This is a genomic window from Sagittula sp. S175, from assembly GCF_049800975.1.
Taxonomy (GTDB): domain Bacteria; phylum Pseudomonadota; class Alphaproteobacteria; order Rhodobacterales; family Rhodobacteraceae; genus Sagittula.
Genome location: NZ_JBNAGB010000020.1, coordinates 53,216 through 79,701, shown reverse-complemented (window position 1 = coordinate 79,701; position 26,486 = coordinate 53,216). Strand labels below are relative to the sequence as shown.

The window sequence follows — 26,486 nt, the reverse complement described above, 5'->3', positions numbered from 1 at the left end:
CCAATACAAGCCCGTAACCAGTTCCAAGACCTGTACACGACCCAAAGGAAACCGCCATGTCCCTGCCGACCCGCGCTGCAACGCTTGCCTGTGCCACCCTCCTCCTTGCCCGCCCCCTGTTCGCCGAGGGCCCGGCCGTGGTGACGGACATTCCTCCGGTGGCGAGCCTTGTGTCAATGGTCGCAGGCGTACAGGACGCCTCCACCGTGCTGCTGCCGCCGGGCACATCGCCCCACGCGCTGTCCCTGAAACCCAGCCAGGCGCGCAGCCTGGCCGAGGCCGCGCTGGTCATCTGGATCGGACCGGAACTCACCCCCGGGCTCGAACACCAGATCGAGGCGCTGGCGCCCGACGCGCAAAGCATCGCGCTGGACGCGGCCCCCGGCACCCTGCGCCTGAACTTCCGCGAAGGCGGGCTGATCGAAAGCGACGACCACGATCATGACCCCGGGCACGAGCACGACGAGGAACCGCCCTTCGACCCGCATCTCTGGCTTGCCCCGGACAATGCCGTGCTCTGGCTCGACGTGATCGCCAGCGCCCTCGCAGAGCGTGACCCGGAAAACGCCGCCACCTACCGCCAGAACGCGACGGACGGTGCCGCGCGCATCCGCACCGCCGAGGAGGCCGCCCGCAGCACCCTCGCCCCGGCGCGGGGCAAGCCGCTCGGCGTGTCGCATGATGCGTTCCAATACGTCGAGCACAGCTTCGGTCTGTCGGTCATCGGCGCCCTGTCGGATGGCGACGATGCCGCCCCCGGTGCCGCGCGCGTCGCGGAACTGCACGACCACTTCGCAGAGGCGACGCCCGCCTGCATCCTCATCGAACCCGGCACCGACCCGGACCTGCTGGCCACCGTGGCAGACCCGTCGATCCCGCGCGCCGAGATCGACGTGCTGGGCAGCGCGCTGCCGCAGGGGGCCGACCTCTACCCGGCCCTGATCGAGGACATTGCAACCCGCATCGCGGCCTGCGTCGGCAACTGAGCAACCCAGGGCACCGCCCCGGTGCCCTTACCCCTCCCCGAACTGTCAGGCGAACACCCCGCGCCGCCCGTCAAAGCGCGCGACGGTGATCCCCGCCGCCTCCAGCCCGGCGCGCACGGCGCGGGCGATCTCCAGCGCCGTCGCGCCGTCGCCGTGCAGGCAGATTGTGTCCACCGCCGCCGGTATCGGCGCGCCACTCTCGGGCAGGATCGCGCCCCCCTGCACCATGCCGACGATGCGCTTCGCGGCGAACTCGGCGTCATGGATCACCGCCCCGGGCAGGGAACGATCCACCAGCGTGGCATCGGCATTATACGCCCGGTCGGCGAATATCTCGCCCGCCCAAAGGCACCCCAGACGCTCCGCCACTCGCTGTTGCGCCGTGGCGGCCAGCACCATGACGATGATCTCCGGCGCGACCTCCAGTGCCGCGCCGTAGCAGGCCTCGGCCAGCGCCTCGTCCTCAGCAGCCATGTTGGCCAGCGCGCCGTGCAGCTTCAGGTGCCGCACCTCGGCTCCAACCGCCCGCGCCATGCCCAGCGCCGCGCCCAACTGGTACTGCACAAGGTGGCGCAGGGTCTTCTCCGGCAGGTGCATCCGCCTGCGGCCAAAGCCCTGAAGGTCGGCAAACCCCGGATGCGCCCCGATGCCAACCCCCTTGTCCGTGGCCAGCCGCATGGTCGTCGCCATCACGTCGGGGTCGCCCGCGTGCATCCCGCAGGCCACGTTGGCCGAGGAGATCACCTCCAACAGCGCCGCGTCCTGCCCCATGACCCATGGGCCAAAGCTTTCGCCCATGTCGGCGTTCAGATCGACCTTCATCGCATCACCTCTCCATCGGTCACGCCGCAGACCAGATCATGGGCCAGCAGGTTCATGTCGCGCGGGTCGCGCACCAGCGGCTGCACCCGCCCCGGAAGGGCCGCGATCTCGGCCCGCATCCCGCGTTCTGCCGCCAGCGCCTCGTCCCGCGTGACGAACCGAAACCGCAGCTCCACCCCCGGCCCCGCCTGCGTCACGCGCGGCAAGTCCGCCGGGATCACCGTGCCGATGCGCGGATAGCCCCCCGTGGTCTGGCATTCCGCCAGCAACACGTAGGGCGCGCCATCGCCGGGGATCTGGATATCGCCGGGCGTGATGACCTCCGACAGGATACGGCCCCCGGCCTCGAGGCCATAGCCCTCCCCCGGTGGCAGCAACCTGACACCCATCCGATTGCCACGCGTGTCGCGCCGGAAGGTTTCCGCGCAGAACCGCGCACGTATCGCCTCGGGGAACACCTCGGTCTGCAAGGACGGCAACACCCGCAGCGTTCCACCGCCAAAGCGGTCGTTGACCTCCAGTCCCATCCCGGTGGCCGCGCCACGATCCTCACCCAGCGCCAGCCTATCCCCAACGGCCAAGGCTCGCCCGATCCCCGCCGCCAGATGGGCACTTTGCGCGCCCAGCACCTCGGGCACATCGAGGCCGCCGCCAAAGGTTACATATCCATAGACGCCACGCGTCGCCCCGCCGATCTCCAGCACCGCGCCCTCGGGCAACAGGTGCGAGGCATTCCAGCGCAGCGCCGCGCCATCGACCGACGCCTGCATCGGAGCGCCCGTCAGCGCCACCCGCGTGGCGCGCCCCATCCGGAACCTCCCGCCCATGCCCGCCATTTCCAGCGCGGCCCCAACGGGCTGCGCCAGCAACGCCGCCCCCTCGGCCAACGCCAGCCGATCCGCCGCGCCCCCGCGTGAGACGCCTTCAGCCAGCAGACCCGGTCGCCCCATGTCCTGCACGGTCACACCGGGGCCCACGTTCAGCACCTCGACGCTCATCCCAGCGCCTCCACCGTCACGCCATCGCCCGGCATCGCCTCATAGGCCTCCCGCGTCACCGAAGGAAAGCGCACCTCGTCCCCCGCCCGCAACAGGAACGGCTCCGCCGCCTCGGGCCGGAACAGCCGCGCCTTGGTCTGTCCCACATGCCGCCAGCCCGTGGGCGTCGTGACCGAGAACAGCACCAGCTGCCGGATCGCCACCACCAGCGCCCCCACCGGCACCTGCGGCGTCAGCGCAGTCTGGCGCGGGATGTCCCAAGCCTCGGACAAGGTTCCCAGATAAGGCTGACCCGGCGCAAAGCCGATGGTCGTCACCCGCACCCGCGCTGTGGACAAGGACTCTGTGGCAGCCTCACAACTCATCCCGGCGGCGGCGGCGGCTTCTGCCAATTGCGGCGCAAGGTCGGTGCCGTAGACTGTCGGGATGGTGACCAGTCGGCGTCCCTCCGGCAGGGCAGCCGCATACCAATCTGCTCCGGCAAGCCGTTGCGCCAATTGGGCGCGCAAGTCCTCGAGCGCCACGCCCAGGGGATCGAACCGGACGTAGGTGGACACCAGCGAAGTCGCACATTCCTCCACCCCGGACGGGCAATCGCGGTCCAGAGCGGCAGCAAAGGCCAGCGCCGCCCGGTTCGCACTCTCCGAGAGGCTGTCACCGAACCGCACCAACAGGCCGTCCAGCCCGACATCGTCTATTCGGGGAAATCCGGATGTCATGACCCGAAAGTGACCACGGTGCGCGCTCCCTGTCCAGTGTCGCGATATTTCGCGAAAAAATCGCGCCCGGTCAGCCCAGCAGCCCCTGTATCACCGACAGGAAACGACGCACTTCGCCGAGGCTGTTGTAATGCGCAAGGCTGACGCGGACACAGCTGCCCTGCCCCAAAGGCGACAGGATATTGCCCGAGTAGTGATCCGCCTTCCGCGTGTGGGTCCGTATGCCTTCGGCGTTCAGCGCGGACACGATGTCGGCGGCGGGCATTGCCTCGGCCCAGAAGCTGACGAGCCCCTCGCGGGCCGGATTGTCCGTGCCGCCCACGATGGTGACACCGGCCAATGCGGCCAGCCCCGGCAGATTGTCCGTGCCATGAATCATGGCACGCGTCAGCGCCGCCTCATGGTCATGGATCGCCCGTCCAGCAGCTTCGATCTGCGCGCGCGGATCGCTTTCACCGCTGACCTGTGCTCCCAGCCACTCGAAATAGCGCACCACATCGGAAAAGGTCGCGTAGGCTCCGGTGTCTCGCGTCCCCAACTCCCAGTGTCCCGAGGGCCCACCGACCAGAGAATCATGCGCCAAAGCCGTCAGTCGATCCGACGCCCAGGCCACGCCGTAGCCATGCCGCGAAAACACCTTGTACGGAGAGATCACGTAGCCATCGACACCGGCGGCAGCCAGATCGATGCCTCCGTGGCAGGCATGCTGGATGCCATCGGCGATGATGTAGGCCTCCGGCGCGACGGCCCGTACCGCCCCGACGATGGCCGGCAGATCCATGCTCATGCCCGTGACGGGAGAAGTGTGCAAAATGGTCACCACAGCCGTCTCCGGGGTGACATTTTGGGCATAGGCCTCGGCCGAGACACGTCCGGTCGCGTCCTCATGCGGGATCAGGACATGCTCGCGTCCCGAGACCTCAGCCCACCGCGCGGCTGCGCTGCGCGAGGCCGGGTGCTCGACAGTGGAGCCAAGGACGTTTCCAGCACCAGCCCCCAGGCACGCATCGCGAATCAGTCGGAACAACAGCTCGGTGCCGCTTTCGCCGAAGACGACCGCGCCGCCTTGGGCATTGAAGAACCGACGCACATCCGCCCGCGCCGTGTCGATCACCTTCACCAGCGCTTGGCTGGCGGGGTTGTCGCGCCCCTGGTTGTCGGGAATGGCGGCAAAGCGCGCCGACGTCTCGACCACGCTCCTCAGCGTCAGGGCGCCGCCGGCGTTTTCAAAGAAGATGCGCGGCCCGGTAAAGGGACAGTCGTCCACATGGGCAAAGCGCGCGCGGATGGCGGAGAGGAGCGTGTCGTCGATCATGAGACGATGCGTATCCTCGCGGCGTTGTCGTGGAAAGAGGCTTTGCGACGAAGATCGGAGCCGACTGCGCATACGGTCATGCCTTGCGGAGCCGTCATCCGAATGCCCTGCGGGAGTTCAGTCGGACGCCCTGCGGGCGTGAGGGGGCGCTGCCCCCGGGCCTTCGGCCCTCCCCCGCGGTATTTGGATCAAGATGAAAGGCAAGGGACGCGCAGCCTTTGCCGCGCGCCACAAGGTCAATGTGGTTTGCGCATCACCTCTTCGAATGCGTCCGCTGCAGCCTGAGCGGCCTCTTCGATGTCGTCCGGATCATCGGACGGGATGGCGTAGCCGCCGCCAAGCCATTTCGCGAGATCGACGTCGGCGCATCGCTTGGAGCAGAAGGGGCGGTATTCCCTGTCGCTCTTGCGCTGGCAGATCGGGCAGCTCACAGTAGCCCCTTGACCGGCACCCGGTCGCGCTTGCGCTGCAGTTCCAGCATCCCGAGGTTGGTCCAGCCGACCACGATCGTCTCCACCCGGTCCTTCTTGAGCGCGGCCTTCAAAGCCTGCTCCACCTGGCGGCGGTCCTTCTTGGGCATGGGTGCCGGGTCCACCACCACCACCCCGCCAAGGCCCCGCAGCCGCAACTGGCGCGGCAGGTCGCGAAACGCGTTCAGCGTCGCCTTCAGCCCCGCCGCAGGCGAGGTATCGTTGCCGGTGTTCACATCCACCGCCACCAGCGCGGTGGTCGGCTCGATCACCATGGATGCGCCGTTGCCCAAGGGAACCACGGGCGATTTCAGCGCCTCCAGCATCTCGTCCACGCCGTGGCGGGCAAAGCTGCCCGGCTGGTCGTCGATCTCTGCCGGGTCGGACCACTCGCGCCAGGCCAGCCCATGCGGCCCCTCGCCATCCACCAGCAGCTCGGCCGCGCCGGTCATATCCGCCAGCACGGCCTTTGACAGTTCTGCCATGGCGATGATGTCCTCGGCGATCTCGTCCTCGGAGGCTCCCGCGCACGACGACCGCAGGATCAGCCCCGCGCCCTCGGGCAGTGCGACCTCGCCCAGCGTGTCATGCACCAGTTCCAGCAGGCTTTCGCGCAGGTCGTCATCCTTGATCTGGCGCGAGACGTTCAGCCCCGGCGCCTCGGGCGTGACGATGGCATAGCGCGACTTGAACAGCAGCTTTGCCGTGACCGGAATCGCCTTGCCCGGTTCGGCAAAGCCCGTCACCTGCACCAGCATCGGCTGGCCGGGGCTGAGGCCCTTGACCTGCCGCAGAAAGGCGCTGCCGTCCGGCGTGTCGAGGAACATGCCGCCCTGCCCCTTCATCGGGCGCTGCGCGATGGCGCGGTACAGGTTGCCCGGACGCGGCTGATCGTCCTCGATGAACAGGTCCTCGAGCCTGCCGTCCACGATCAGCGCGGCGGCCTCGCGGCCATTCCAGGTGTCCAGTGCAATCGTCGAGCCCTTCATGGCGTGTCCTTGTACAGCGGGTAGCCCGCGGCTGTCAGCAAATGCGCGGTCTCGGCCAGCGGCAGGCCGACCACGGCGGTGAATGATCCGGAAATCCACGGAATGAATGCCCCGGCAGGCCCCTGGATGGCATAGCCCCCGGCCTTGCCGCGCCAGTCGCCGCTGGCGAGATAGGCGTTCAGTTCCTCGTTGGACAGCATCTTCATCTTGACCTGGGTGACCACGTCACGTTCCCAGAGCTTGTCGCCCCTTCTGACCGCGACGGCGGTCACGACCCGGTGGCGCCTGCCGGACAGGGCCGTCAGGAAGGCGGCGGCCTCCTTCTCGTCCTCCGGCTTGCCAAGGATGCGGCGGCCCAGCGCCACGGTGGTGTCCGCCGACAGCACGATCTCGTCGTCGCTGGCGGGGATTGCCAGCGCCTTTTCCCGGGCGAGTCGCACGCAATAGGGGCGCGGCAACTCGCCTTTCCGCGGGTCCTCATCGATGTCGGGCGGGCGGATGTCGTCGGCCTCCAGCCCGAGCTGGGCCAGCAATTCGCGGCGGCGCGGGCTGCCGGAACCAAGGATGAGGCGAGGTTTCGTCATGGTCTGCCTTGATCAAGGGGGAGTCGGGGCTCAACCCCGACCTACGCAAAAACGCGCGGATCGAAAAGCCTTTGGCGGGCTCCGGATGCGAAACGTGGACGCCCCGGCCATTCACGGCCAGGGCATCCACGCCAATCCCTTTACGGGGAACCGCTTACTTGAAGCGGTAGTTGATGCGGCCCTTCGTCAGGTCGTAGGGCGTCATCTCGACTTGAACCTTGTCGCCAGCCAGAACACGGATGCGGTTCTTGCGCATCTTGCCTGCCGTATGTGCGATGATCTCATGGCCGTTTTCAAGCTCGACCCGGAACGTCGCATTGGGCAGGAGTTCCTTCACGACACCGGGAAATTCGAGCGTATCTTCCTTGGCCATGGTCTCTCCTTCATTGTCCGCCCCCGCACCGGGGGCAAGGCGAGCTACGATATGGTCCCATCCACCAAGATTTTCAAGTCACATCTTGACAGGTCAGGTTTTCATTTCAGTTAACGGCGCTTTGCCGTCCCGCCCCGCCTGCTCCGCCCAGTGCAGCCGGTTCAGCACGACACCATCGCGCCGCACCTCCTCGACCGCCGCCAGATCGACCTCAGCATAGGTCCAGCCGGGCGCGTTCAGAACGCCCTCCGCGATCACCCCAGTCGACGGAAACCCCCTGTCCGGCGGGCAGAACACGCCGCCCGCGCCGCAATTCGTGTCCACCGCCTCGGACCAATCACAAGCCCCGACGGTGGACGCCATGGCCACCACGCACTGGCTCTCCAACGCCCGCGCCATGGACCCGATGCGCACCCGCCAATAACCTGCCAAAGCCTCCGTACAGGACGGCACCAACAGCAACTGCGCATCCGACACGGCCCGCCCCAGCAGCGGAAACTCCGAATCATAACAGATCAGCACCCCGATCCGCCCCAGCTCTGTCTCCAGCACCCGCAGCGGATCGCCACCGCGCACGCCCCAGTCCTCGCGCTCGAAGCGGGTCATGATCTGCTTGTCCATGACCTCCATCCGCCCGCCCGGCGCAAAGAAGCGCGCCCGGTTCACCGGCAGCCCCTTGCCCACATCGACCGGCGCCGATGCCGCAAGGATATGCACCCCGTAGCGCTCCGCCAACTGCCCGTGCAACGAATCCACATCCCCGATCCGCTCCGACACCGCGCGGATCGAGCCCTGCAAGTCCAGCGCCACCGCGCGCCCGGCCAGCGTCGCCAGCTCCATAGCGCCATACTCCGGGAACACCAGCAACTGCGCGCCCTCGCCCGCCGCCGTGCTGACCCATGACTCGAGCTTTGCCGCGTAAGCCTGCCAATCCGGCAGGAAATCCATGTTATACCCAGCCGTCGCGATCTTCATGGATCAAAGCTCCCGTATCCACGCCTGCAACACATGCGGCGTTTCCTCCGCATCCCCCAAATCGGTCCAGTGAAACACCGCCGTCACGCCCTCGGCCTTCTCATAGCCGCGCTTGCGCCAGAACCCGTCCAGCGGCTGATACCCTTCGGGCCGCAAGGGATGATCCGCAGGCCGCACCACCCCGCAGAACAAGGTATAGCGGAACCCCTGCGCCCGCGCCTCCGCCTCGCGCTGGTCAAAGAACGCATGCCCCAAGCCATGCCCGCGATACTCCGGCAAAAGCACGCTTTCGGCACAGTAGAACACCTGATCCACAGGCGGCAAAACCCCGGTCAGCTGGCTGGCATCCGCATGAGCGGCCAGGGGCATCCCCGTCGCCGCCCCCACGATCCGATCCCCATCGCGCGCGGCGATCAACACCGCGTCGGGGTTCTCGGCATAGCTGCGCAGGTAATTTTCCTCGTACGCGAGATCCCCATCATAAAGATACGGAAACGCCCGAAAAACCGTGATGCGCAGGCGGGCAAGGTCGGGAAGCGCCGCGTCCAGCGCGGCGCCTTGCAGGCGCTCGACCTTCACGAGACCTGCCGGATCCAGTCGGCGAGGTTGTAATAGGTCACGACCCGCGTGATATGCCCGTCCTTCAACGAGAAAAACGACCCCGCAGGCAGGCGGTATGTCTGGCCGCGCGCCTCGGGCAGGCCCGAATCCGTCGCCTTGTAGGTGCCGTTCACGATGAACTCGGCCGCGCCACGGGTGCCTTCGTCGTTGACGAAAACCACCATGTCGGTCAGCTGCTCGCTATAGCAATGATCCATATGTGCAAGGAATTCCCCGAACTTCACCTTGCCCACGCGAATCTGGCCCTCGTTCACGTGATGCTCCACGTCCGGCGACAGGCAGGCCAGCATGGCCTCCGTATCGCCCGCGTTGAAAGCCGCGAAATACCGCTCGATCACCTCTCGTGCCATGGCACCCTCCGTCTGTGTCTGCCCTCCCTTAACCCAAGGAAGGGACAGCCGAAACACCGCCAATGATCGGTATCCGGTCAGCCGTTGCCAGTCAGTCCGTGAACGTGTCCTTCAACCGCTTCACCAGCTGGTCGCGGGTCTGGCGGTAGGCGTTCAGCTTCTGCTCGCGTGTCTCGCCGATGCCCGTGGGGTCCATGATCGGCCAATACTCGATCTTGATGTGGTAATAGCGCGTCAGTTCCAGCGCGCGGCGCTGCGACGCAGGCGAGAGCGTCACCACCAGGTCGAACCCCGACAGCATCTCGCCCATTTCTTCCATTTCTTCGAAGGACCGCGAGCGATGCCGCTCCAGCTCGACTCCGATCTCCTTGCAGGCGGCGATGGCGAATCCGTCGATCTCAAGGTCGTTCATGACGCCCACCGACTGCACGTAGGTCTCGGTCCCGTAGAGCCGCTTCATGATGCCTTCGGCCATGGGGGACCGGACCGCGTTGTGATCGCAGGCAAACAGGATCGATTGCGGCAGTTGGGTCAAGTCATCCCCCGAAGTGGAGCACACAGACCAAGGTGAATAGCCGACGCGCCGTGGCGTCGTCCACCTCTACCTTGCCTTCGAGCCTTTCCTGCAGGATGCGCGCGCCTTCGTTGTGGATGCCCCGGCGGGCCATGTCGATGGTCTCGATCTGGCTGGGGGGCAGTGTTTTCACCGCATCGAAGTAGCTTTTGCAGATTTGAAAGTAGTCCTTCACCACCTGGCGGAAGGGCGACAGCGACAGGTGAAACTCCGCCGCTTTTTCATGACCTTCGGTCGTTACGTCGAACACCAGCCGTTTGTCGCGAATCGACAGGCCCACGTTGTAGGGCCCGGGCGGCACCGTCCGGTCGTCGCGCGCCGGCAGGGTAAAGCTGTTCTCTTCCATCAGGTCGAACATGGCAACGCGCCGTTCCTGCTCGATTTCCGGGGTCGGAGGCGGCAGGTTTGCGTCATCCAGGTCGATATGCGCGATACGTGTCATGGGCGGCCTTTCGCAGCTGCAGCAAAAGTTAACCTTTCGTTAGCAGACTTGGCAAGCATGACGCACGGTACTTTAGGATTGGTATACCGAAGGAGGGGCATGGCGTCGCAACCGCACGGATTGTGCGCGCCATGCTGCACCCGGAAGCGTTGCCGCAACGCAGCAACACCCTGCCTCAGCCCTCGCGATTGAGCTTTTCGAGCCGCGCCGTGACCGACAGCCCGTGGGCCTCGAGGCTTTCGGATTTCGCCAGCACCTCCGCCGCCGGGCCGATGGCCTTCAGCGCCTCGGGCGACATCTTGGCCATGGTGGTGCGCTTGAGGAAATCCATGACGCTCAGGCCCGAGGAGAACCGCGCCGAGCGTGCCGTGGGCAGCACGTGGTTCGGCCCGCCGACGTAGTCGCCGATGGCCTCGGGCGTCCAGCCGCCAAGGAAGATCGCCCCGGCATGCACGCATTTTTCCGCCAGTTCCTCGGGGTTTGCAACGCAAAGTTCGAGGTGCTCGGGCGCAATGCGGTTCGACAGTGTGGCCGCCTCGTCGAGGTCCTTCACCGTGATGATCGACCCGAAATCCCGCCACGACGCCCCCGCGATGGCACGGCGTTCGAGGGTTTCGAGACGCTTGTCCACGGCCTCGGCCACGGCCTTGCCGAAGGCGGCGTCAGTGGTGATCAGGAGGGACTGGGCGCTTTCGTCGTGCTCCGCCTGGCTCATCAGGTCCAGCGCGATCCAGTCGGGATCGTTGTCCGCGTCGGCGATCACGAGGATTTCCGAGGGGCCCGCGATCATGTCGATGCCGACCTTGCCAAAGACCCGGCGCTTCGCGGCGGCGACAAAGGCATTGCCCGGGCCGGTGATCTTGTCCACGGGGGCGATGGTTTCGGTGCCATAGGCCAGAGCGGCAATCGCCTGCGCGCCGCCGATCCGGTAAACCTCGTCCACGCCGGCGATTTTCGCGGCCATCAGGACCAGCGGATTGACCACTCCGTCGGGGGTCGGGACGCAGATCGCCAGACGCCCTACCCCGGCAACCTTGGCCGGGATGGCGTTCATCAGGACCGACGACGGGTAGCTCGCCAGCCCGCCCGGAACGTAGAGGCCTGCGGCGGAGACGGCGGTCCAGCGCCAGCCGAGGGTTGCGCCATCCGGGTCGGTCCAAGAGGCGCCCTCGGGCATCTGGCGGACGTGGTAGGCGCGGATGCGCTCGGCGGCCTGTTCAAGGGCGCGGGCCTCTTCGGCAGGGACGCGGGCGCATTCGGCGTCGATTTCGGCCTCGGAGAAGCGCATGGTGTCGGGGGTCAGCGCCAGGCGGTCGAACTTGGCCGTCAGGGCCAGAACGGCGGCGTCGCCCTTTTCTCGGACGTCCGAAATGATCCCGGCCACCACGTGATCCACGTCCGGGCTGTCCTCGCGCTTGGCGGTCAGGAGGGCGCGGAAATGGGGTTCGAAATCGGCAGAGGCGGTGTCGAGGAAAACGGGCATGGCGGGTCTCCGGTACGGTCGAGGGGTACTTAGCCCGACCGGGGGCGGCGCTCAACCGGGGTTGTGGAGGGATTTAGTCTCGATTCAGGGATTGCCCACAATTAACCCTTACGCGAGGATAACGCGGCAAGGCACAGCCGCACAACCATAACCCCTTGGTTATCCACAGCCCACCCTTGGCGACCCGGCTCAGGCGTCGTGATCCGGCAGCTTGCGCGATGGGGCGACGTAGGGGCGGGTCACGTCGCGCAGACCGACCTCCAGCGCCTCGACCTCGGCGCGCAAAGCGCCGTCCCCGGCCAGCGTCAGGACGACGAAACCGTCCGCGTCATCGCCCGCTTCCCAGCTGACGGCGAGGATTTGCAGCACCGTATTCTTGTCGGACCGGTCCACACCCTGGCTGGAAACTCCCAGCACGTTGTCCACCACCAGCACCGATTGCACGCGCTCGACGGGACGGCCCGAGCGTTTCGCCGCGTCGACGTCTTCCCAGCGGACCCGGTTCACCAGCAGGCCAAGGCGACGTTGCGCCGCCTGCCAGCGGATTTCAGTCACCGGAAGCACCGCGTCCTGCACCAGTGCCGAGATCACCTGCAAATCCTCGGCGTCCAGTGCGCCGAGGTTCAGCGGGCGTTCACCGCCGTCTTCGAAACGGGCATCTTCGGTCATTGGCCCTGAATCCGTTCGATCTTTGCGCCCAGCGCCGAGAGCTTCTGTTCGACGTTCTCGTAGCCGCGATCCAAATGATAGACGCGGTTGACGATGGTTTCGCCCTCGGCGGCGAGGCCTGCGAGGATCAGCGAGACCGACGCCCGCAGGTCCGTCGCCATCACGGGCGCGCCCTTGAGCCGCTCGACGCCATGCACAGTGGCATGACCGCCGTGCACGTCGATACGCGCGCCCATGCGGGTCAGTTCCGGGGCGTGCATGAAGCGGTTTTCAAAGATCTTTTCCTCGAGAACCGAGGTGCCTTCGGCAGTGCACATCAGCGCCATCATCTGCGCCTGCAGGTCGGTGGGGAAGCCCGGGAAGGGTTCGGTCACCACGTCCACCGCTTTTACCCGGCCATTCTTGCGCGCGACGGTCAGGCCGCGCTCGTTTTCCGTCACGGAAATCCCGGCGGCGTCGAGTTTCTCGCAGAAGGCAGCCAGCAGGTCGATGCGGCCGCCAAGGCAGGTCACTTCACCGCCACAGATCGCCGGGGCCAGCATGTAGGTGCCCAGCTCGATGCGGTCAGTCACGACGCCATGGGTCGCGCCGCCGAGACGGTCGACGCCCTGGATGGTGATGGTCGGGGTCCCCTCGCCCTCGATCTGCGCGCCCATGCGGCGCAGGCAGTGGACGAGATCGACGATTTCCGGCTCGCGCGCGGCGTTCTTCAATACAGTCGTGCCCTTGGCCAGCGAGGCGGCCATCAGCGCGTTTTCCGTCGCGCCGACAGAGACGAAGGGGAATTCGAAGGTGCCGCCCTTCAGCCCGCCCGGGGCCTTGGCGTGCACGTAGCCGTCGCGCAGGTCCATTTCCGCGCCCATGGCTTCCATCACCTTCAGGTGCAGGTCGACGGGGCGCGCGCCAATGGCGCAGCCGCCGGGCAGCGAAACCTCGGCATGGCCGTAGCGCGCCAGAAGCGGACCCAGCACGAGGATGGAGGCGCGCATCTTGCGCACGATGTCATATTCGGCGCGCTGCGAGGTCAGGGCGTGCGACGACATGGCGATGACCTTGCCGTCCTGCAACGAGGAGACTTCGCAGCCCAGCGATTGCAGCAGCAGCGTCATTGTGCGGATGTCCGACAGGCGCGGCGCATTGGTCAGCGTCAGCGGTTCCTCGGACAGGAGCGTCGCGGGCATGAGGGTGAGGCAGGCGTTCTTTGCACCTGCGATGTGAATGTCACCGTTCAGCGGGCCGTTGCCCGTCACCAGAATCGAATCCATGCCTGTCCTGCTCCTTACGTCTTGTCGTCACGCGTCCCCGTCGGCCCCGCATCGGATTCGCGGCCAGTCTCGATGGCGGAATCATCTGCGGTTTCACCTCCGGCTGAACGCGCCTTGGCCTGCGCCTTGCGTCGGGCGAGATTCGCCTTCAGCGCGGCTTTGAGCCGGTCTTCGCGTGCGTCGGAAGTGTCCTTTGTGGTCTTGCGGGTGCCTTTGTTCATTGGGCGGATGTACCCTGTTCGGGGGTAGCGGTCCAGTGCATCACAAGAGAGTCGCAGGACAGGAGAATTTTTTCGCCAAACCCCTCTTGCGCCCCCCGAAGTTAGACTCTAGAAGCCCCCCACGGCGCTGCTGTAGCTCAGTGGTAGAGCACTCCCTTGGTAAGGGAGAGGTCGACAGTTCAATCCTGTCCAGCAGCACCATCACCCCCTGAAAGCAAGCAGAATTTCCCCGCGCGGCTGGTAATCTTCCGGTATGCTCCGCGCATTTTGTGTCAAAAACTGTGTCAGAAGTCCTGCTGGCAACCCGTGCCGAGGGTGTGTCACGAAGGTCGGCGGATCACCCCGGATTTCGACGGGGCAGTCCCGCCCGCTCCGTCATGGCAAACGCGCCGGGGTCGGGCTGTTTTGGCTCTGCGGCGGGGTCTCGACGAAAAGCGCAAATTTCGTAGAAGTTTAGCGATTTCGGGGAACGAAAGCGGAAACAGCGCGAACGGGGTGGGAACAGTGTCGCGCGTTGCGAGGCAATGCCACGGAGAGACCGTTTTGTGGTCCTACCTTGCGCGGATTTCACAGCCAATTCGTTGAGCGTCGGCGGCCCTCGCAGCCGCGACCGGTGATGCAAAGCACCCGTGCCGGCACAGGATGTGCCATGCCAGACGATCAGAAGGATCGCAAAGCCCCCTCCCCCTGAGGTGCGCCCCCAAGAGGGGCCTGCGCCGCCCAGCGACAAAGAGCTTCTGCATGTGCCTTCTCTGCCAATCCCGCGATCCGAATGTGACGACTTATGACACGCACCTCGATACCGGGAGCGGATCGGCGGACAGCGTGTCGGCCACCCTGCCGAGTTATTCGCTGGACCAGGTGGGCGAGCAGCTGACGCATGGCTATTGGCAATCCACGGGCCGCGACTGGCGCAAGTTCGATGCGTCTTATGGCGATACGCTGACCTATGACATTTCCGGGCTGGATGCGACGGGGCGGTCCACGGCCTTGCAGGCGTTCGAGGCTTGGAGTGCTGCGACGGGATTGAATTTCGTGGCGAACACATTCGGTTTCGCAGATTTCGTTTTCACCGATCATGACAGCGGGGCGTATTCGTATTCATACCTGCTGGGTCACACCATCACGCAGAGTTACGTGAACGTGCATACGGGGTGGCAGGCGTACGGCGGGTATTACCTGCAAACCTATATCCACGAGATCGGCCATGCCTTGGGATTGGGCCATGGTGGCAATTACAACGGTGCGGCGGATTGGGCGACGGATGCGCATTACCAGCAGGATGGCTGGCATTACACGATCATGTCGTATTTCGCGCAGTGGGAGAACACGTACACCAATGCGACGTACAACTATGTCGGTTCGGCGCAGCTGGGGGACATGGTGGCGATGCATTGGCTGTATGGCACGCCGGACAACGTCAATACCGGGGACACGGTCTATGGCGATGGGACGAACCTGTCGCAGACCGGCATGGACCTGAACACCAGCTGGGCGGTGACGATCTTTGACAGCGCGGGGGTGGATACGATCAACCTGGCCAGTCGCGGGAATGCGCAGCGGCTGGATTTGCGGGGCGAGCAGTTCTCGGACATCAACGGCGAGGTGGGGAACCTGGCGATCATGCGCGGGGCGGTGATCGAGAATGCGTTCACCGGGAATGGGAATGACACGATCACCGGGAACGAGGGGGACAACCACATCGCGTCCGGCGGGGGGAACGACGTGCTGGTGGCGTCCCTGGGGAATGACACGCTGGATGGCGGCGCGGGCGTCGACACGGTACAGCTGGCGGGCAACCACTCCGACTACAGCTTTGGTTTGTCAGGGCAAATCCGATTGTCAGCTGGCAATTCCACCATTGACCTGCTGTCGATCGAGACCCTGAGCTTTGCCGATGGCACGGCCACGCTGGGCTCCTCGGCCGACGGAGCCACCTACAGCTTTACCGCCATTGGTGCTGGCTATATCTCGACCGTGGTGACCTTTGACACGGGCGGCTTGGGCAGCTGGGCGACGCTGACCGACACCTTCGATGCGGGCGGCACTCTACTCACACGGGTCACCCTGCGCGACGATGGCACGAGCGTGACCGAGGATTTCACCGGAAGCGGGTCCGTCGTCGAACTGACCGACGATCAGGGCATCTACGACTGGTCGACCTACAGCCGCACCTATGACGCTTCGGGAGCCTTGGTCAGCAGCACCATGTTGATGGACAACGGGGTAGAGCTGGTGACCAGCTACGCGGACGGCCTGCGGACACAGGTGGTCGCGACGGACACTGCCGACGTGAATGGCTGGGCCAGCTACACCGACACCTACACGGGTGGCCAGCGCACGGCGCAAAGCATGACCTGGGACGACGGGCGCGTGCTGGACACGCTCTACAACAACGGCGTGCGGGTCTCGGCCACCATGACGGATGCCGCAGGGGATTACGCGTGGTCGTCCTATACCGACAGCTTCGACGCTTCGGGCGCACGGACGGGGCAGTCCATGACCATGGACAACGGCCTTGTCATCGAGACCACTTACAGCGGGACAAGCAAGTCGTCGGTCAGCGTCACTGACGGGGCAAACAGCTTCAACTGGGCAAGCTACACGGATAATTTCGACGCGAGCGGCACGCGTACCAGCCAGATCATGACGCTGGACAACGGGCTGGAGATAACCACCCAGTTCACCGCAGGGCAGCGCACGCAGGTGGCCGTCTCGGACGAGGCTGACCTGTTCAGCTGGGCAAGCTACACCGACACCTACGACGCCAGTGGCGCGCGCACGGGGCAATCCATGCTGCTGGACAGCGGTTTACAGATCGACACGGGGTTCGTGGACGGACAGCGCCGGACCGTCAGCATGACGGACACCACCGACAGTTTTGTGTGGCAGAGCACCTCGACCAGCTTCGACGCCACGGGCGCGGTGATCCAACAGGGGTTGCTGCTGGATGACGGCCGTCAGATCATAACTGATTTCAACGCTGGACAGCGCACCCAGACCAGCGTGACCGATACGGCTGATGTCTTCGGTTGGGACAGCTACTCCGACCACTTCGATTTCAACGGAGCGCGAGTGCAGCAGGTTCTGACCCTGGATAGCGGGATGGAGATCGACACCCATTACTACGCGACAGGCATACGTAGCTCGGTCACCGTTACCGATGGCGGCGAGGATTTCTTCTGGTCCAGCTACACGACCAGCTATGATACCTCTGGTCATGCGACGCAACGCGTGCTGGTGCTGGACAATGGATCGGAGATCACGACCCATTACGCCGAACCGGACTACGGGCTGATCTGACACCTATCAGCCGATCAGAAATGAAAAAGGCGGCCTTTGAGGGCCGCCCTTGTCGTTCCGCCAAGTCATTCCGCCAGTCTGAAAGGCTTATGCCTTGTCGAGCTCGAAGGCATCGTGCAGCGCCTGCACCGCCAGTTCCATGTACTTGCGTTCGATCAGGACCGAGATCTTGATTTCCGAGGTGGTGATGACCTGAATGTTGATGTTCTCGTCCGACAGGACCTTGAACATCTTGGCCGCAACACCGGCAGCCGAACGCATACCGATGCCAACCACGGACACCTTGGCCACGTTGGTTTCAGCGGCGAGGCTGTCGTACTTCAGCACGCCCGCTTCCTGCGCGTCGGCCAGCGCCTTCTCGGCGCGTTTCACCTGGTTCACCGGGCAAGAGAACGTCATGTCGGTGACGCCGCCCGCGTGGCCCTTGTAGTTTTCCTCGGACACGTTCTGCACGATCATGTCGACGTTCACGCCCGCATCCGCCAGCGTGCCAAAGATCGCCGCGGCGATGCCGGGGCGGTCCTCGATGGTGACGAGGGTCATCTTGGCCTCGTCCCGCGAATAGGCCACACCGGCCACAACCTTGGATTCCATGATATCCTCCTCGTCGCAGACCAGCGTGCCGGCCTCGTCGGATTGTTCCTCAAAGCTGGACAGGACGCGCAGCTTCACCTTGTAACGCATGGCCAGCTCGACCGAGCGGGTCTGCAGCACCTTGGCCCCCAGCGAGGCCAGTTCCAGCATTTCCTCGAAGGAGATGCGGTCCAGCTTGCGCGCCTTGTCACAGATGCGCGGGTCGGTGGTGTAGACCCCGTCCACATCCGTGTAGATGTCGCAGCGCTCGGCCCCGAAGGCTGCGGCAAAGGCCACGGCGGTGGTGTCGGAGCCGCCCCGGCCCAGCGTGGTGATGCGGCCCTCGGGCGAGATGCCCTGAAAGCCCGCGACCACCGCGACGCGCATGCCCTCACCGAATTTGGCGGTGATGTTCTCGGTCGGGATTTCCTCGATGCGGGCATTGGCGTGGGCGCCGGTGGTGATCAGCGGCACCTGCCAGCCCTGCCAGCTGCGCGCAGGCACGTCCATTTCCTGAAGCGTCAGCGCCATGAGGCCCGCGGTCACGTTCTCGCCCGACGACACCACGGCGTCATATTCGCGGGCGTCGAACAGCGGCGAGGTTTCCTCGACGAAGCCGACGAGCTTGTTGGTTTCCCCGGACATGGCCGAGACGATGACGATGACGTCATAGCCCTTCGCCACCTCGACACCGACGCGCTTTGCGGCGCGACGGATGCGGTCCAGCGTGGCGACGGACGTGCCGCCGAATTTCATCACGAGAACGGGCATGATTTGCCTTTCCTTGGGTCGCGTGCGCCTTTACGCCGCTGGATGCGCTTGCGCAAGGGTCATTGCGGATGGCTCGCGGGTTTCGCGTGGCCTGTGGCGACGCGACGGACCGAGGGCTTCATCCACAGAGCCTCGGAACCGCTTTCGCAAGGAAAAGCGGCGTTCAGAACGGATGAGGGCGACCATCCCACGTCAGGAAACACCCGGTCGTATCCAGCGAAAGCTCGTCGATGCGCTGCATCAATCCCCGTGCGGCTTCGACCGGCGTGATCTCGGCGGCTTGCCCGCCCATGTCAGTTTGGACCCACCCCGGATGATAAACGCCTACGGCGATGCCCAGCCCCTTGAGATCAGCGGCAAGGTTGCGACCGAGGTTCAGCGCCGCCGCCTTGGATGCACGATAGATATAGCTACCGCCCGGCGCGCGTTCGTCCGACGCCATCTGGGAGCTGATGATCGCGATGCGTGGAGCGTCGGACAGTTGCAAATTGGGCAGCAGGCTCTGCACGGTGAGGAAAACCCCGGTGACGTTGACCGCGAAGCTGTCCGCCCACATCTGCATCGGGTAGCCGTCGGCGAGGCTCTGCCCTTTGTCGAGGTAGACACCGGCGTTGCAGACCACCGCATCCAGCGCCTGCCCCTCCAGTCGTAACGCCAAGGCACGGTGCGACGCCGGATCGGTGACCTCCAGTTCGGCATATTCCGGGTGGTTGCGGGCGGTGGCGGTCACCTCGTCCCCGCGGGTGCGGAATGCCTTGTCCATGGCCGCGCCAACGCCCCGGTTTGCTCCGGTGATGAGTACCCTCATGATCTGTCTCCCTGTTGCAGGGGACTATAGGCGCTGATGCCTGAAGGGAAAGGTCAGTTGCTTTTGCGCGTGGGTGTGAAAGGCAAGGGAGCGATGGGAATGCCGTCCTCGACAAGCGCCTTCGCCTCTTCGACCTTGGCTTCGCCCCAAATGGACCGCTCGGGTGCTTCGCCCAGATGCATCTTGCGCGCTTCCTGCGCAAAATTACCGCCGACGTAGTCCGAATTCTTCTCGACGTGCTCCTTGAGCGCCGCGAGGGCCTGCTCTGCCGGGTGTCTGGGCGTCTCTGTCAGCGGACGCGAGCGTGGCGCGTCAACGTCCCCATGGCTCACACGCGGAGCCATCAATGCCTTCTCGACCGTGGTCGAGCCGCAAACGACGCAGGCCACATGCCCTGCGGACTGCAGCTTGTCGTAGGCCGAGGCCGATTGGAACCAACTGTCGAACGTGTGGCCTTCGGCGCATTTCAAGGCGTATTGGATCATCCCCACCCCTTTGGAAGATCACTGTAGAATAAGCATATTAACGGCCCGTTCAAGCGGTGCTCAGCCTTTGTCGAGCACGCGCAGCACCGCGTCGCACACGGCATCCAGATTGGTGTCGGGCCGCAGAACGGCCTGTGCCGTCCGGCCCGCCTGAACCTGCCGGGTCTCGTCCGCGAGCGCAGACAGTGCGCCCGCAAGGCTTGCGGCATCGGCAATGCAGAGGGCAGCGTCAGCCTGTTCGAGCCGCGCATAGGCCGCGCGAAAGTTCCGCACATCCGGCCCATGAATGAGCGAGGCACCGTACGCCGCTGGCTCATATGGTGTGTGACCGCCGCGATCGGTCAGCGTTCCGCCGACAAAAACACGGCCGCAGGCGGCGTACCAAAGCGGCATTTCCCCCATGGTGTCCGCCAGATAGACCTCGCCCCGGTCCGGGCTATCTCCGGCGCTGCGCTGACCGACCTCAAGGCCCGCGGCCTCGATCATGGCCCGCACCTCTGCCGCGCGCCGCGGATGCCTCGGCGCCAGGATCAGCCGCAGCCCCGGCTCTGCTTTCCGCGCCGCGATGTGGGCGGCAATGACGGTTTGCTCTTCGCCTTCATGTGTAGACGCGGCGAGCCACGTTTTTGCCCGATGGATGCCAGACGGGATTTTGATTGGCTGCGCGTCATAGAACGCTTTCAAATCGACCACCGGACCAAGCGCGCGGTCACTCAGCCCAAGATCAAGCAAGCGCTGCGCTGACCCTTGATCCTGTGCAGACGCAAAGGCCACGCGGCTCAGCGCCCTGCCCGCCAGACCGCCAAGCCTCGCCCAACCGCGCGCCGTGCCATCGCTCATGCGTGCGCCGAGAAGGATGACCGGTCCCGGACAGGATAGGACGCGGTGCGGCCAAAGCTCGGCCTCAAGGGTCACATGCGCCGTAACATTTCTTGCGCGTAGGGTCTTCCGCGTCAACCAGGACAGGTCCACCGGCGCCAGATGCGCATCGACCTTCGGCAAGGTCCAGCCACGCACCATGTCTCGCCCGGTCTCGGTATTTGCCGTGACAAGCCAATGCAGGTCGGGGCGCCGGGCAATCAATTTTTCCAGCAAGGGACGCACGGAGGCCAGCTCGCCGTTCGATGCCCCGTGCACCCAGATGTGGTCTTGCGTCGATGCGCTCGGCGCAACGAGGCGTCCTCGACCATGGCGCAGCAAAACGACGCTGGCCAGGAGGCTTATCAGGACACGGTAGCGCCACATCTCCGGGAAACCCTTCAGGAACTGGGCCTTGGACCGCTTTCGTCATCCAAGCACCCGCGCGATTGATGTTACGCATGTGGCTGCAGCTGGTCGAAATGGCAAGCCACGCCATAAGACGATCAAAGGTGCGACGGGGCGTCTTGGCGGCCCTCGCCGTCGCGATAGCACCCCTCCAAGAAAAATGCTCGCTAAACAAAGCATTGAGTAAATCTTCGAGTTGCGCGAAAAGCATCCCCAGAGATTTCCACACGCTAGGCTCGGCAGTTCCGCATCCGGTTACCCCATATATTCGTCACATAAACTCGTTGAAAGCTGCAAAAAGTATCATTTTTACGATCAATCCACAAACTCACCCCCAATTTGCCAATTCTGGTGGCACGGACCACCTCGCGGCTGTGGGCAACTTTGTGTGTAACTCTGAAATCGCCGTGATCTCTGCTCGCTAGACGGGTCTTTTGATGCGCTGGCTAGACACCCGAATTCCAAGAAAACCACGCCTCATTTTTCCGCCAGATTTCCCGCATAACGGGAAATTTAACCGTTTCTAAACGAAAAGGCATTTCCCAAGCCTGACGCGATGCTCTATCCCTCGTCCGACAGTCCAAGGAATGCCCGTAAAGACCATGGCCCCCAGTACAGAATCGGAAAGCCGCAAGCTTCTTGGTCGGCTCAGGGATACGATGGCCGAAGACGCTGCCGGTCAGGCGCGGCTGGACAAGATCACGCATTTGACCGCCGACAGCATGGGCAGCGAGGTCTGCTCCATCTACCTGTTCCGCGATCCGGTCACTCTGGAGCTTTGCGCGTCACAGGGCCTGAACGCCGAGGCTGTGCATCAGACACGCATGAAGCTGGGTGAAGGCCTTGTGGGGCGCGTGGCCAAGTCCGGAAAACTGGTAAACACCGCCAATGCTCCCGCCGAGCGCGGGTTCCGGTACATGCCGGAGACCGGCGAAGAGATCTACTCTTCTTTCCTCGGCATCCCGATCCAGCGGCTGGGCGAGAAGCTTGGCGTTCTGGTCGTCCAGTCCAAGGAAGCGCGCGAGTTCTCGGAGGACGAAGTCTACGCCCTCGAAGTGGTCGCCATGGTTCTGGCTGAAATGGCCGAACTGGGCGCCTTCGTCGGCGAAGGGGCCGCGCTGAAGAAACGCCATACGCAGGCAGTGCTGTTCCGGGGAGCGACGGGGCAGGAAGGCACGGCCATGGGCCAGGCCTGGCTGCATGAACCGCGCGTGGTGGTGACGAACCTCGTCACCGATGATCCGGAAACAGAGCGCAAGCGCCTGCAGGATGCGGTCGACCAGCTGCGGGTCTCTGTCGACGAACTGGTGGCGGGGGCCTCGGGCGATCAGGACCAGGTCGACGTGCTCGAGGCCTACCGGATGTTCGCCAATTCCAAGGGCTGGCTGAAGCGGATGGAAGAGGACATCGACCTTGGCCTGTCGGCCGAGGCGGCGGTGGAGAAGGAACAGTCTCAGGCGCGCGCGCGCATGGCGCAGGTCACCGACGGCTACCTACGTGAACGTCTGCACGACCTTGACGACCTGTCGAACCGCCTGCTGCGCATCCTGACGGGTCAGGGCAAGGAGACCGGTGCGCAGATGCCGGATAACCCGATCCTGATCGCGCGCAACATCGGGCCCGGCGAGCTGCTGGAATATGGACGCAGCCTCAAGGGCGTGGTGCTGGAGGAAGGCTCTGTCGGCTCCCACGCGGCCATCGTCGCCCGCGCCCTCGCGATCCCCCTGGTCATCCACGCTGAGCGCGTCACAAACGAAGCGCTGAATGGCGACCTTGTTCTCGTCGATGGCGATCAGGGTATCGTGCACCTGCGTCCGGACGACACTGTCGTCAGCGCCTTCCGCGACAAGATGGCCATGCAGGCCAAGGCGATGGAGCGCTATTCCGTCCTGCGCGACAAGCCCTGCATCACCGCGGACAACAGGCACGTGCACCTGCACATGAACGCAGGGCTCATGGCCGACCTGCCCTCGCTGGAAAGCTCCGGCGCCGAGGGCGTGGGCCTGTTCCGCACGGAACTGCAATTCCTCGTGCGCAACCAGATGCCGCGTCGGATGGAACTGGCCTCGCTCTATGCCCGCGTGCTGGACGCGGCACAGGACAAGCGCGTGGTCTTCCGCACGCTGGACATCGGGTCGGACAAGGTCCTGCCCTACATGAAGCCGCAGGAGGAGCCGAACCCGGCACTGGGCTGGCGCGCAATCCGCGTGGCGCTGGACCGCCCCGGCGTGATGCGCATGCAGTTGCAGGCGCTGTTCCGCGCCGCCAACGGGCGCCCGCTGTCGATCATGTTCCCCTTCATCGCCCAGTACGAGGAATACGCCCGCGCCCGCGCCGAGGTGGACACGGTGATGGCGCGCGAAAAACGTCTGGGCCACGCGGTGCCGTCGAAACTGGAAATCGGCTGCATGCTGGAAACGCCCTCGCTGGCCTTCGCGTCGGACCGGTTCTTTCGCGAGGTGGAATTCCTGTCCATCGGCGGCAACGACCTGAAACAGTTCTTCTTTGCAGCCGATCGCGAGAACGAACGCGTGCGCCGCCGTTACGACTCGCTCAACACCTCGTTCCTGACCTTCCTCGAAAACATCGTGAAACGCTGCGAGGCCACAGGCACGGCGCTCAGCTTCTGCGGCGAAGACGCAGGACGCCCGGTCGAGGCACTCTGCCTCGCCGCCATCGGCATCCGTACGCTTTCCATGCGCCCGGCCTCCATCGGCCCGGTCAAGGCACTGCTGATGCGCTACTCGCTGACCGAAGTCCGCGACGTCATCGAAGAGGCGAAACTGCGCGGCGAACAATCGGTGCGGCAAGCCGTCATGGAATACCTGCGCGACTCGTCCTGAGACTGAGACACGGCAAGCTCGCCTCCAACCCCGGACAGGCCAATTCGGACGGCTCGTGCCGAAGCGCTTCGCGACCGAAGGATACGCCCATCGTCCGGGTGACGCCCGAGCGACACGGCCCACCCGAGCCTACAAAACGAAAAAGCGCTCCGGTTTGGGCGTTTTGCACCAAACCGGAGCGCGTTAGGCCGTGACGTCTCTCATCCGCTCTCTACCATTCTGGCCAAGAGCCCTGCCCCGCTTCTGCGCGACAGAAACCCAATTCCACCCGCAGGTTCTGCCCATTGTTCGAGGGCGCCTGACACTAGGGATCTGGACGGGCGTTTCTCACGAGGCTTTCTGCACCCCGGATGCCCATCAACATAGTCTCCGGTTCTTAAGACGAAGTTACCGAAAATCTTAAATTCAGTTTCTACGAATACGAGGCGGTTCCAGTTCGTCCTTCAGTGCCGCCAGAAGCTCTGCCCGCGAAACTCCACTGGTTTCTGCCAGCCGCAAAAGCCCAAAATGCACATGCGCCATTTCCTGATAATAGGACGTGTAGGCATAGTTGACCGCTGCTCCGGCAGCCGCGCCAAGTACGGGCACAGTTTGCGCCGCCAGCTTTTGCCCCAGGACCGTCGCAACCTTCGGCGCAACCTTGGCGATCAGCGCATTGACGCTGGCCCCCGTGATCGACACACGCGCCGCCAGAAATCCCAGATCGGCCCCGTCATCCTCAGACAAGGGCCCTGCCGAGGCGAAGACCGCCAGACATTCCTTCATCACCTCGGGACTGTCCGGATCATAGCCATGCTCCGCTGCAATCGCCAGCATGGCGCGCATCAGCACGGTGACAGTGACGGGCATCTCGGCCATGGCAGAGGGCAAGCCGCCCAATCCGCCCGCAGCCCCCATCGCCGTGGTGATCGCCGTGTTCAGCCAGCCCTTCTGGTCCGGGACAACCCCGCGCGACCGGTTCGCCGCGCTCAGCGCCGTGGTCAGGGCCCGCTCCGCCACCAGTTCGAGCCGGTCCTTCACGTTGTCGGGCAGCTTTTCCATGAGGTTCTCTGCCTGCCCACCAACGAGGTTCAGCAATTGCATGCCGACGGAATTCGCCGACTTGTAGCGTTTCGCCAAGGTGCGGATCTCGGTTTCGGTCTCCGCGACAGCGACAGGAACAGGCAGGTTTTGAGTCATTTACGATCCTCCTGCCCCAAGAGATGGCACCGAAACGGGCGCGTTCAAGCCGCGCGCACCACCTCGCCGCGCACGCCGTCCCAGGAGCCGGGCTTCAGTTCCAGCCCCTGCACACGCGCCGGGTTGGTCGGTGGCGGCATGATGACCCCGTCCAGATGGAAGAACCCGAAGCGCATGTAATAGGGCGGATCGCCGACCAGCAGAACGCGCTCGAACCCCAGTTCGGCCGCCGTGGCCAGGGACTCGCGGATCAAGCGCCCACCGAGACCCGCGCCCTGCGTCACCGGATGCACCGCCACCGGCCCCAAAAGCAACACGTCGAAGCCGTCTATCTTCACGGGCCAGTAGCGGATCGCGGCAACCAGTGTCCCCGCCTCGTCCCGCGCAAGACGGCACAGCGGCGCAACCGGCGGCACACCATCGCGCAGACGATAGGAGGACAGCGCCGTACGACCCGGCGCAAAGGCCATGTCGTAGAGTTCTTCGACCTCATCGAGATCCTCGGGCCGCTCCACCGCCGTCGTGTACAAGGCTCAAAGCCCCCCGTGATCCGTTTCCCTGCCCCACATAGCGACGCGCACGTCCCGTGCAAGGACGCAAAACCATCCCGCGTGCACTTTCCGTACAAACGGCCTATCACTCGGACCAATCGCCTGCAAACAGGAGCGCATGATGTTCTACCGCCCCGAGGACGGCCACGGCCTGCCCCACAATCCCTTCAACGCCATCGTCACGCCACGCCCTATCGGCTGGATCTCGACGCGCGGCGCTGATGGGCATGACAACCTTGCGCCCTACTCGTTCTTCAACGCTTGCGCCTACGTGCCACCGCAGGTCATGTTCTGCTCGACCGGGTCGAAGGAGGATCGCGGCGACACCAAGGACAGCGTCACCCAGATCCGCGAGACCGGGGTGTTCTGCGTCAACATCGTGGAATACGCGGCGCGGGATGCGATGAACGCCACCTCGGAATGGTTCGGCAAGGAGGTGGACGAATTCGCCGCCGCCGGGATCGAGAAGGCCGAATGTGACACCATCGCTTGCGCCCGCGTGCTCTCCGCACCGGCGAACCTCGAATGCCGGTTGACGCAGATCGTGCCGCTGGAGGGCAAGTCGAACTTTGCCGTCTTTGGCGAGGTGACGGGGATCCATATCCGGGACAATTGCCTTGTGGATGGGGTGTTCGACGTGCTGGCCTTCAACCCGCTGTCGCGTATGGGCTACCGCGATTACACGGTGGTGCGCGAGAAGTTCGAACTGAAGCGGCCCGGCGAGTGATGTTCTGATCCGTGTGGGGCCGAAGCCTTTTCGACGAAAAGGCTGCCCTCCCCACGCGATCCATGCTATGGACATGCATCGCCGATGGAGGGAGCCATGGACCAGCACCTCTGAACCCCTGAAC

Annotated in this window: 27 protein-coding genes and 1 tRNA gene; 5 read left to right on the top strand and 23 right to left on the bottom strand. The window is 64.7% G+C overall.

What is annotated here, in order from left to right; translation table 11 throughout:
- Positions 1 to 56: 56 nt before the first annotated feature.
- The gene (locus ACP16H_RS20240) at positions 57 to 986 is read left to right on the top strand and encodes a zinc ABC transporter substrate-binding protein (protein WP_425074057.1); all 930 of its coding nucleotides are present in this window, start codon (positions 57 to 59) and stop codon (positions 984 to 986) included.
- Between the two features lie 45 nt (positions 987 to 1,031).
- On the opposite strand, the gene ACP16H_RS20235 is transcribed toward ACP16H_RS20240, so the two are convergent.
- The 17 genes from ACP16H_RS20235 to ACP16H_RS20155 form a co-directional block, all read right to left on the bottom strand.
- Positions 1,032 to 1,808, bottom strand: a complete 777-nt coding sequence (locus ACP16H_RS20235; protein WP_425074056.1) for a LamB/YcsF family protein — start codon at positions 1,806 to 1,808, stop codon at positions 1,032 to 1,034.
- On the bottom strand, positions 1,805 to 2,806 hold the full coding sequence (locus tag ACP16H_RS20230; RefSeq protein WP_425074055.1) for a biotin-dependent carboxyltransferase family protein: 1,002 nt from the start codon (positions 2,804 to 2,806) through the stop codon (positions 1,805 to 1,807). The genes ACP16H_RS20235 and ACP16H_RS20230 overlap by 4 nt, the downstream gene beginning before the upstream one ends.
- Positions 2,803 to 3,525 (bottom strand): 5-oxoprolinase subunit B family protein, encoded by a 723-nt coding sequence (locus tag ACP16H_RS20225; protein ID WP_425074054.1) that lies wholly within the window; start codon positions 3,523 to 3,525, stop codon positions 2,803 to 2,805. Before ACP16H_RS20225 ends, ACP16H_RS20230 begins: the two co-directional genes overlap by 4 nt.
- A 70-nt stretch (positions 3,526 to 3,595) precedes the next feature.
- Positions 3,596 to 4,840, bottom strand: a complete 1,245-nt coding sequence (locus tag ACP16H_RS20220; protein ID WP_425074053.1) for an aminotransferase class V-fold PLP-dependent enzyme — start codon at positions 4,838 to 4,840, stop codon at positions 3,596 to 3,598.
- A 236-nt stretch (positions 4,841 to 5,076) separates the two neighbouring features.
- Complete coding sequence (locus ACP16H_RS20215; protein WP_425074052.1) at positions 5,077 to 5,271, bottom strand: DNA gyrase inhibitor YacG; 195 nt, start codon at positions 5,269 to 5,271, stop codon at positions 5,077 to 5,079.
- Positions 5,268 to 6,299: a ribonuclease E/G gene (locus ACP16H_RS20210; protein ID WP_425074051.1), complete on the bottom strand. Its 1,032-nt coding sequence runs from the start codon at positions 6,297 to 6,299 to the stop codon at positions 5,268 to 5,270. Before ACP16H_RS20210 ends, ACP16H_RS20215 begins: the two co-directional genes overlap by 4 nt.
- Complete coding sequence (locus ACP16H_RS20205; RefSeq protein WP_425074050.1) at positions 6,296 to 6,883, bottom strand: Maf family protein; 588 nt, start codon at positions 6,881 to 6,883, stop codon at positions 6,296 to 6,298. Before ACP16H_RS20205 ends, ACP16H_RS20210 begins: the two co-directional genes overlap by 4 nt.
- Positions 6,884 to 7,037: 154 nt before the next feature.
- Complete coding sequence (infA, locus tag ACP16H_RS20200; RefSeq protein WP_005978431.1) at positions 7,038 to 7,256, bottom strand: translation initiation factor IF-1; 219 nt, start codon at positions 7,254 to 7,256, stop codon at positions 7,038 to 7,040.
- A gap of 93 nt (positions 7,257 to 7,349) precedes the next feature.
- Positions 7,350 to 8,231: a carbon-nitrogen hydrolase family protein gene (locus tag ACP16H_RS20195; RefSeq protein WP_425074049.1), complete on the bottom strand. Its 882-nt coding sequence runs from the start codon at positions 8,229 to 8,231 to the stop codon at positions 7,350 to 7,352.
- A gap of 3 nt (positions 8,232 to 8,234) precedes the next feature.
- Entirely contained in the window at positions 8,235 to 8,810 is a 576-nt protein-coding gene (locus ACP16H_RS20190) for a GNAT family N-acetyltransferase (protein ID WP_425074048.1), read from the bottom strand.
- Entirely contained in the window at positions 8,807 to 9,202 is a 396-nt protein-coding gene (locus tag ACP16H_RS20185; protein WP_425074047.1) for a ketosteroid isomerase-related protein, read from the bottom strand. The genes ACP16H_RS20190 and ACP16H_RS20185 overlap by 4 nt, the downstream gene beginning before the upstream one ends.
- Positions 9,203 to 9,293: 91 nt before the next feature.
- Positions 9,294 to 9,737, bottom strand: coding sequence for a low molecular weight phosphatase family protein (locus tag ACP16H_RS20180; RefSeq protein WP_425074046.1), 444 nt, complete (start codon positions 9,735 to 9,737; stop codon positions 9,294 to 9,296).
- A gap of 1 nt (position 9,738) precedes the next feature.
- Positions 9,739 to 10,218, bottom strand: coding sequence for a UPF0262 family protein (locus ACP16H_RS20175; protein WP_425074045.1), 480 nt, complete (start codon positions 10,216 to 10,218; stop codon positions 9,739 to 9,741).
- A gap of 175 nt (positions 10,219 to 10,393) precedes the next feature.
- The gene (hisD, locus tag ACP16H_RS20170; RefSeq protein ID WP_425074044.1) at positions 10,394 to 11,701 is read right to left on the bottom strand and encodes a histidinol dehydrogenase; all 1,308 of its coding nucleotides are present in this window, start codon (positions 11,699 to 11,701) and stop codon (positions 10,394 to 10,396) included.
- Between the two features lie 189 nt (positions 11,702 to 11,890).
- Entirely contained in the window at positions 11,891 to 12,370 is a 480-nt protein-coding gene (locus ACP16H_RS20165) for a DUF2948 family protein (protein ID WP_425074043.1), read from the bottom strand.
- Positions 12,367 to 13,635, bottom strand: coding sequence for a UDP-N-acetylglucosamine 1-carboxyvinyltransferase (gene murA, locus ACP16H_RS20160; RefSeq protein ID WP_425074042.1), 1,269 nt, complete (start codon positions 13,633 to 13,635; stop codon positions 12,367 to 12,369). The genes ACP16H_RS20165 and murA overlap by 4 nt, the downstream gene beginning before the upstream one ends.
- A gap of 14 nt (positions 13,636 to 13,649) precedes the next feature.
- A complete protein-coding gene (locus tag ACP16H_RS20155; RefSeq protein ID WP_425074041.1) occupies positions 13,650 to 13,856 on the bottom strand; it encodes a hypothetical protein in 207 nt (68 codons plus the stop codon).
- A gap of 126 nt (positions 13,857 to 13,982) precedes the next feature.
- On the opposite strand from ACP16H_RS20155, the gene ACP16H_RS20150 reads away from it, so the two are divergent.
- Both ACP16H_RS20150 and ACP16H_RS20145 read left to right on the top strand, forming a co-directional pair.
- A tRNA-Thr gene (locus ACP16H_RS20150) sits at positions 13,983 to 14,057 on the top strand.
- 540 nt (positions 14,058 to 14,597) lie between these two features.
- Complete coding sequence (locus tag ACP16H_RS20145) at positions 14,598 to 17,159, top strand: M10 family metallopeptidase C-terminal domain-containing protein (RefSeq protein ID WP_425074040.1); 2,562 nt, start codon at positions 14,598 to 14,600, stop codon at positions 17,157 to 17,159.
- An 87-nt stretch (positions 17,160 to 17,246) separates the two neighbouring features.
- On the opposite strand, the gene ACP16H_RS20140 is transcribed toward ACP16H_RS20145, so the two are convergent.
- The 4 genes from ACP16H_RS20140 to ACP16H_RS20125 form a co-directional block, all read right to left on the bottom strand.
- Complete coding sequence (locus tag ACP16H_RS20140) at positions 17,247 to 18,503, bottom strand: aspartate kinase (protein ID WP_425074039.1); 1,257 nt, start codon at positions 18,501 to 18,503, stop codon at positions 17,247 to 17,249.
- Positions 18,504 to 18,666: 163 nt separating this feature from the next.
- A complete protein-coding gene (locus ACP16H_RS20135) occupies positions 18,667 to 19,311 on the bottom strand; it encodes an SDR family NAD(P)-dependent oxidoreductase (RefSeq protein WP_425074038.1) in 645 nt (214 codons plus the stop codon).
- Positions 19,312 to 19,364: 53 nt separating this feature from the next.
- Positions 19,365 to 19,796 (bottom strand): DUF1178 family protein, encoded by a 432-nt coding sequence (locus ACP16H_RS20130; RefSeq protein ID WP_425074037.1) that lies wholly within the window; start codon positions 19,794 to 19,796, stop codon positions 19,365 to 19,367.
- A 60-nt stretch (positions 19,797 to 19,856) separates the two neighbouring features.
- Complete coding sequence (locus ACP16H_RS20125; protein ID WP_425074036.1) at positions 19,857 to 21,041, bottom strand: 3-deoxy-D-manno-octulosonic acid transferase; 1,185 nt, start codon at positions 21,039 to 21,041, stop codon at positions 19,857 to 19,859.
- Positions 21,042 to 21,664: 623 nt separating this feature from the next.
- Here ACP16H_RS20125 and ptsP point away from each other — a divergent pair.
- Positions 21,665 to 23,905, top strand: coding sequence for a phosphoenolpyruvate--protein phosphotransferase (gene ptsP / locus ACP16H_RS20120; protein ID WP_425074035.1), 2,241 nt, complete (start codon positions 21,665 to 21,667; stop codon positions 23,903 to 23,905).
- Between the two features lie 405 nt (positions 23,906 to 24,310).
- Here the strand turns inward: ptsP and ACP16H_RS20115 are convergent, their stop codons facing one another.
- The gene (locus ACP16H_RS20115) at positions 24,311 to 25,084 is read right to left on the bottom strand and encodes an EcsC family protein (protein WP_425074034.1); all 774 of its coding nucleotides are present in this window, start codon (positions 25,082 to 25,084) and stop codon (positions 24,311 to 24,313) included.
- Positions 25,085 to 25,128: 44 nt separating this feature from the next.
- On the bottom strand, positions 25,129 to 25,614 hold the full coding sequence (locus tag ACP16H_RS20110) for a GNAT family N-acetyltransferase (RefSeq protein WP_425074033.1): 486 nt from the start codon (positions 25,612 to 25,614) through the stop codon (positions 25,129 to 25,131).
- Between the two features lie 142 nt (positions 25,615 to 25,756).
- On the opposite strand from ACP16H_RS20110, the gene ACP16H_RS20105 reads away from it, so the two are divergent.
- Positions 25,757 to 26,362, top strand: a complete 606-nt coding sequence (locus ACP16H_RS20105) for a flavin reductase family protein (protein ID WP_425074074.1) — start codon at positions 25,757 to 25,759, stop codon at positions 26,360 to 26,362.
- Positions 26,363 to 26,486 lie beyond the last annotated feature (124 nt).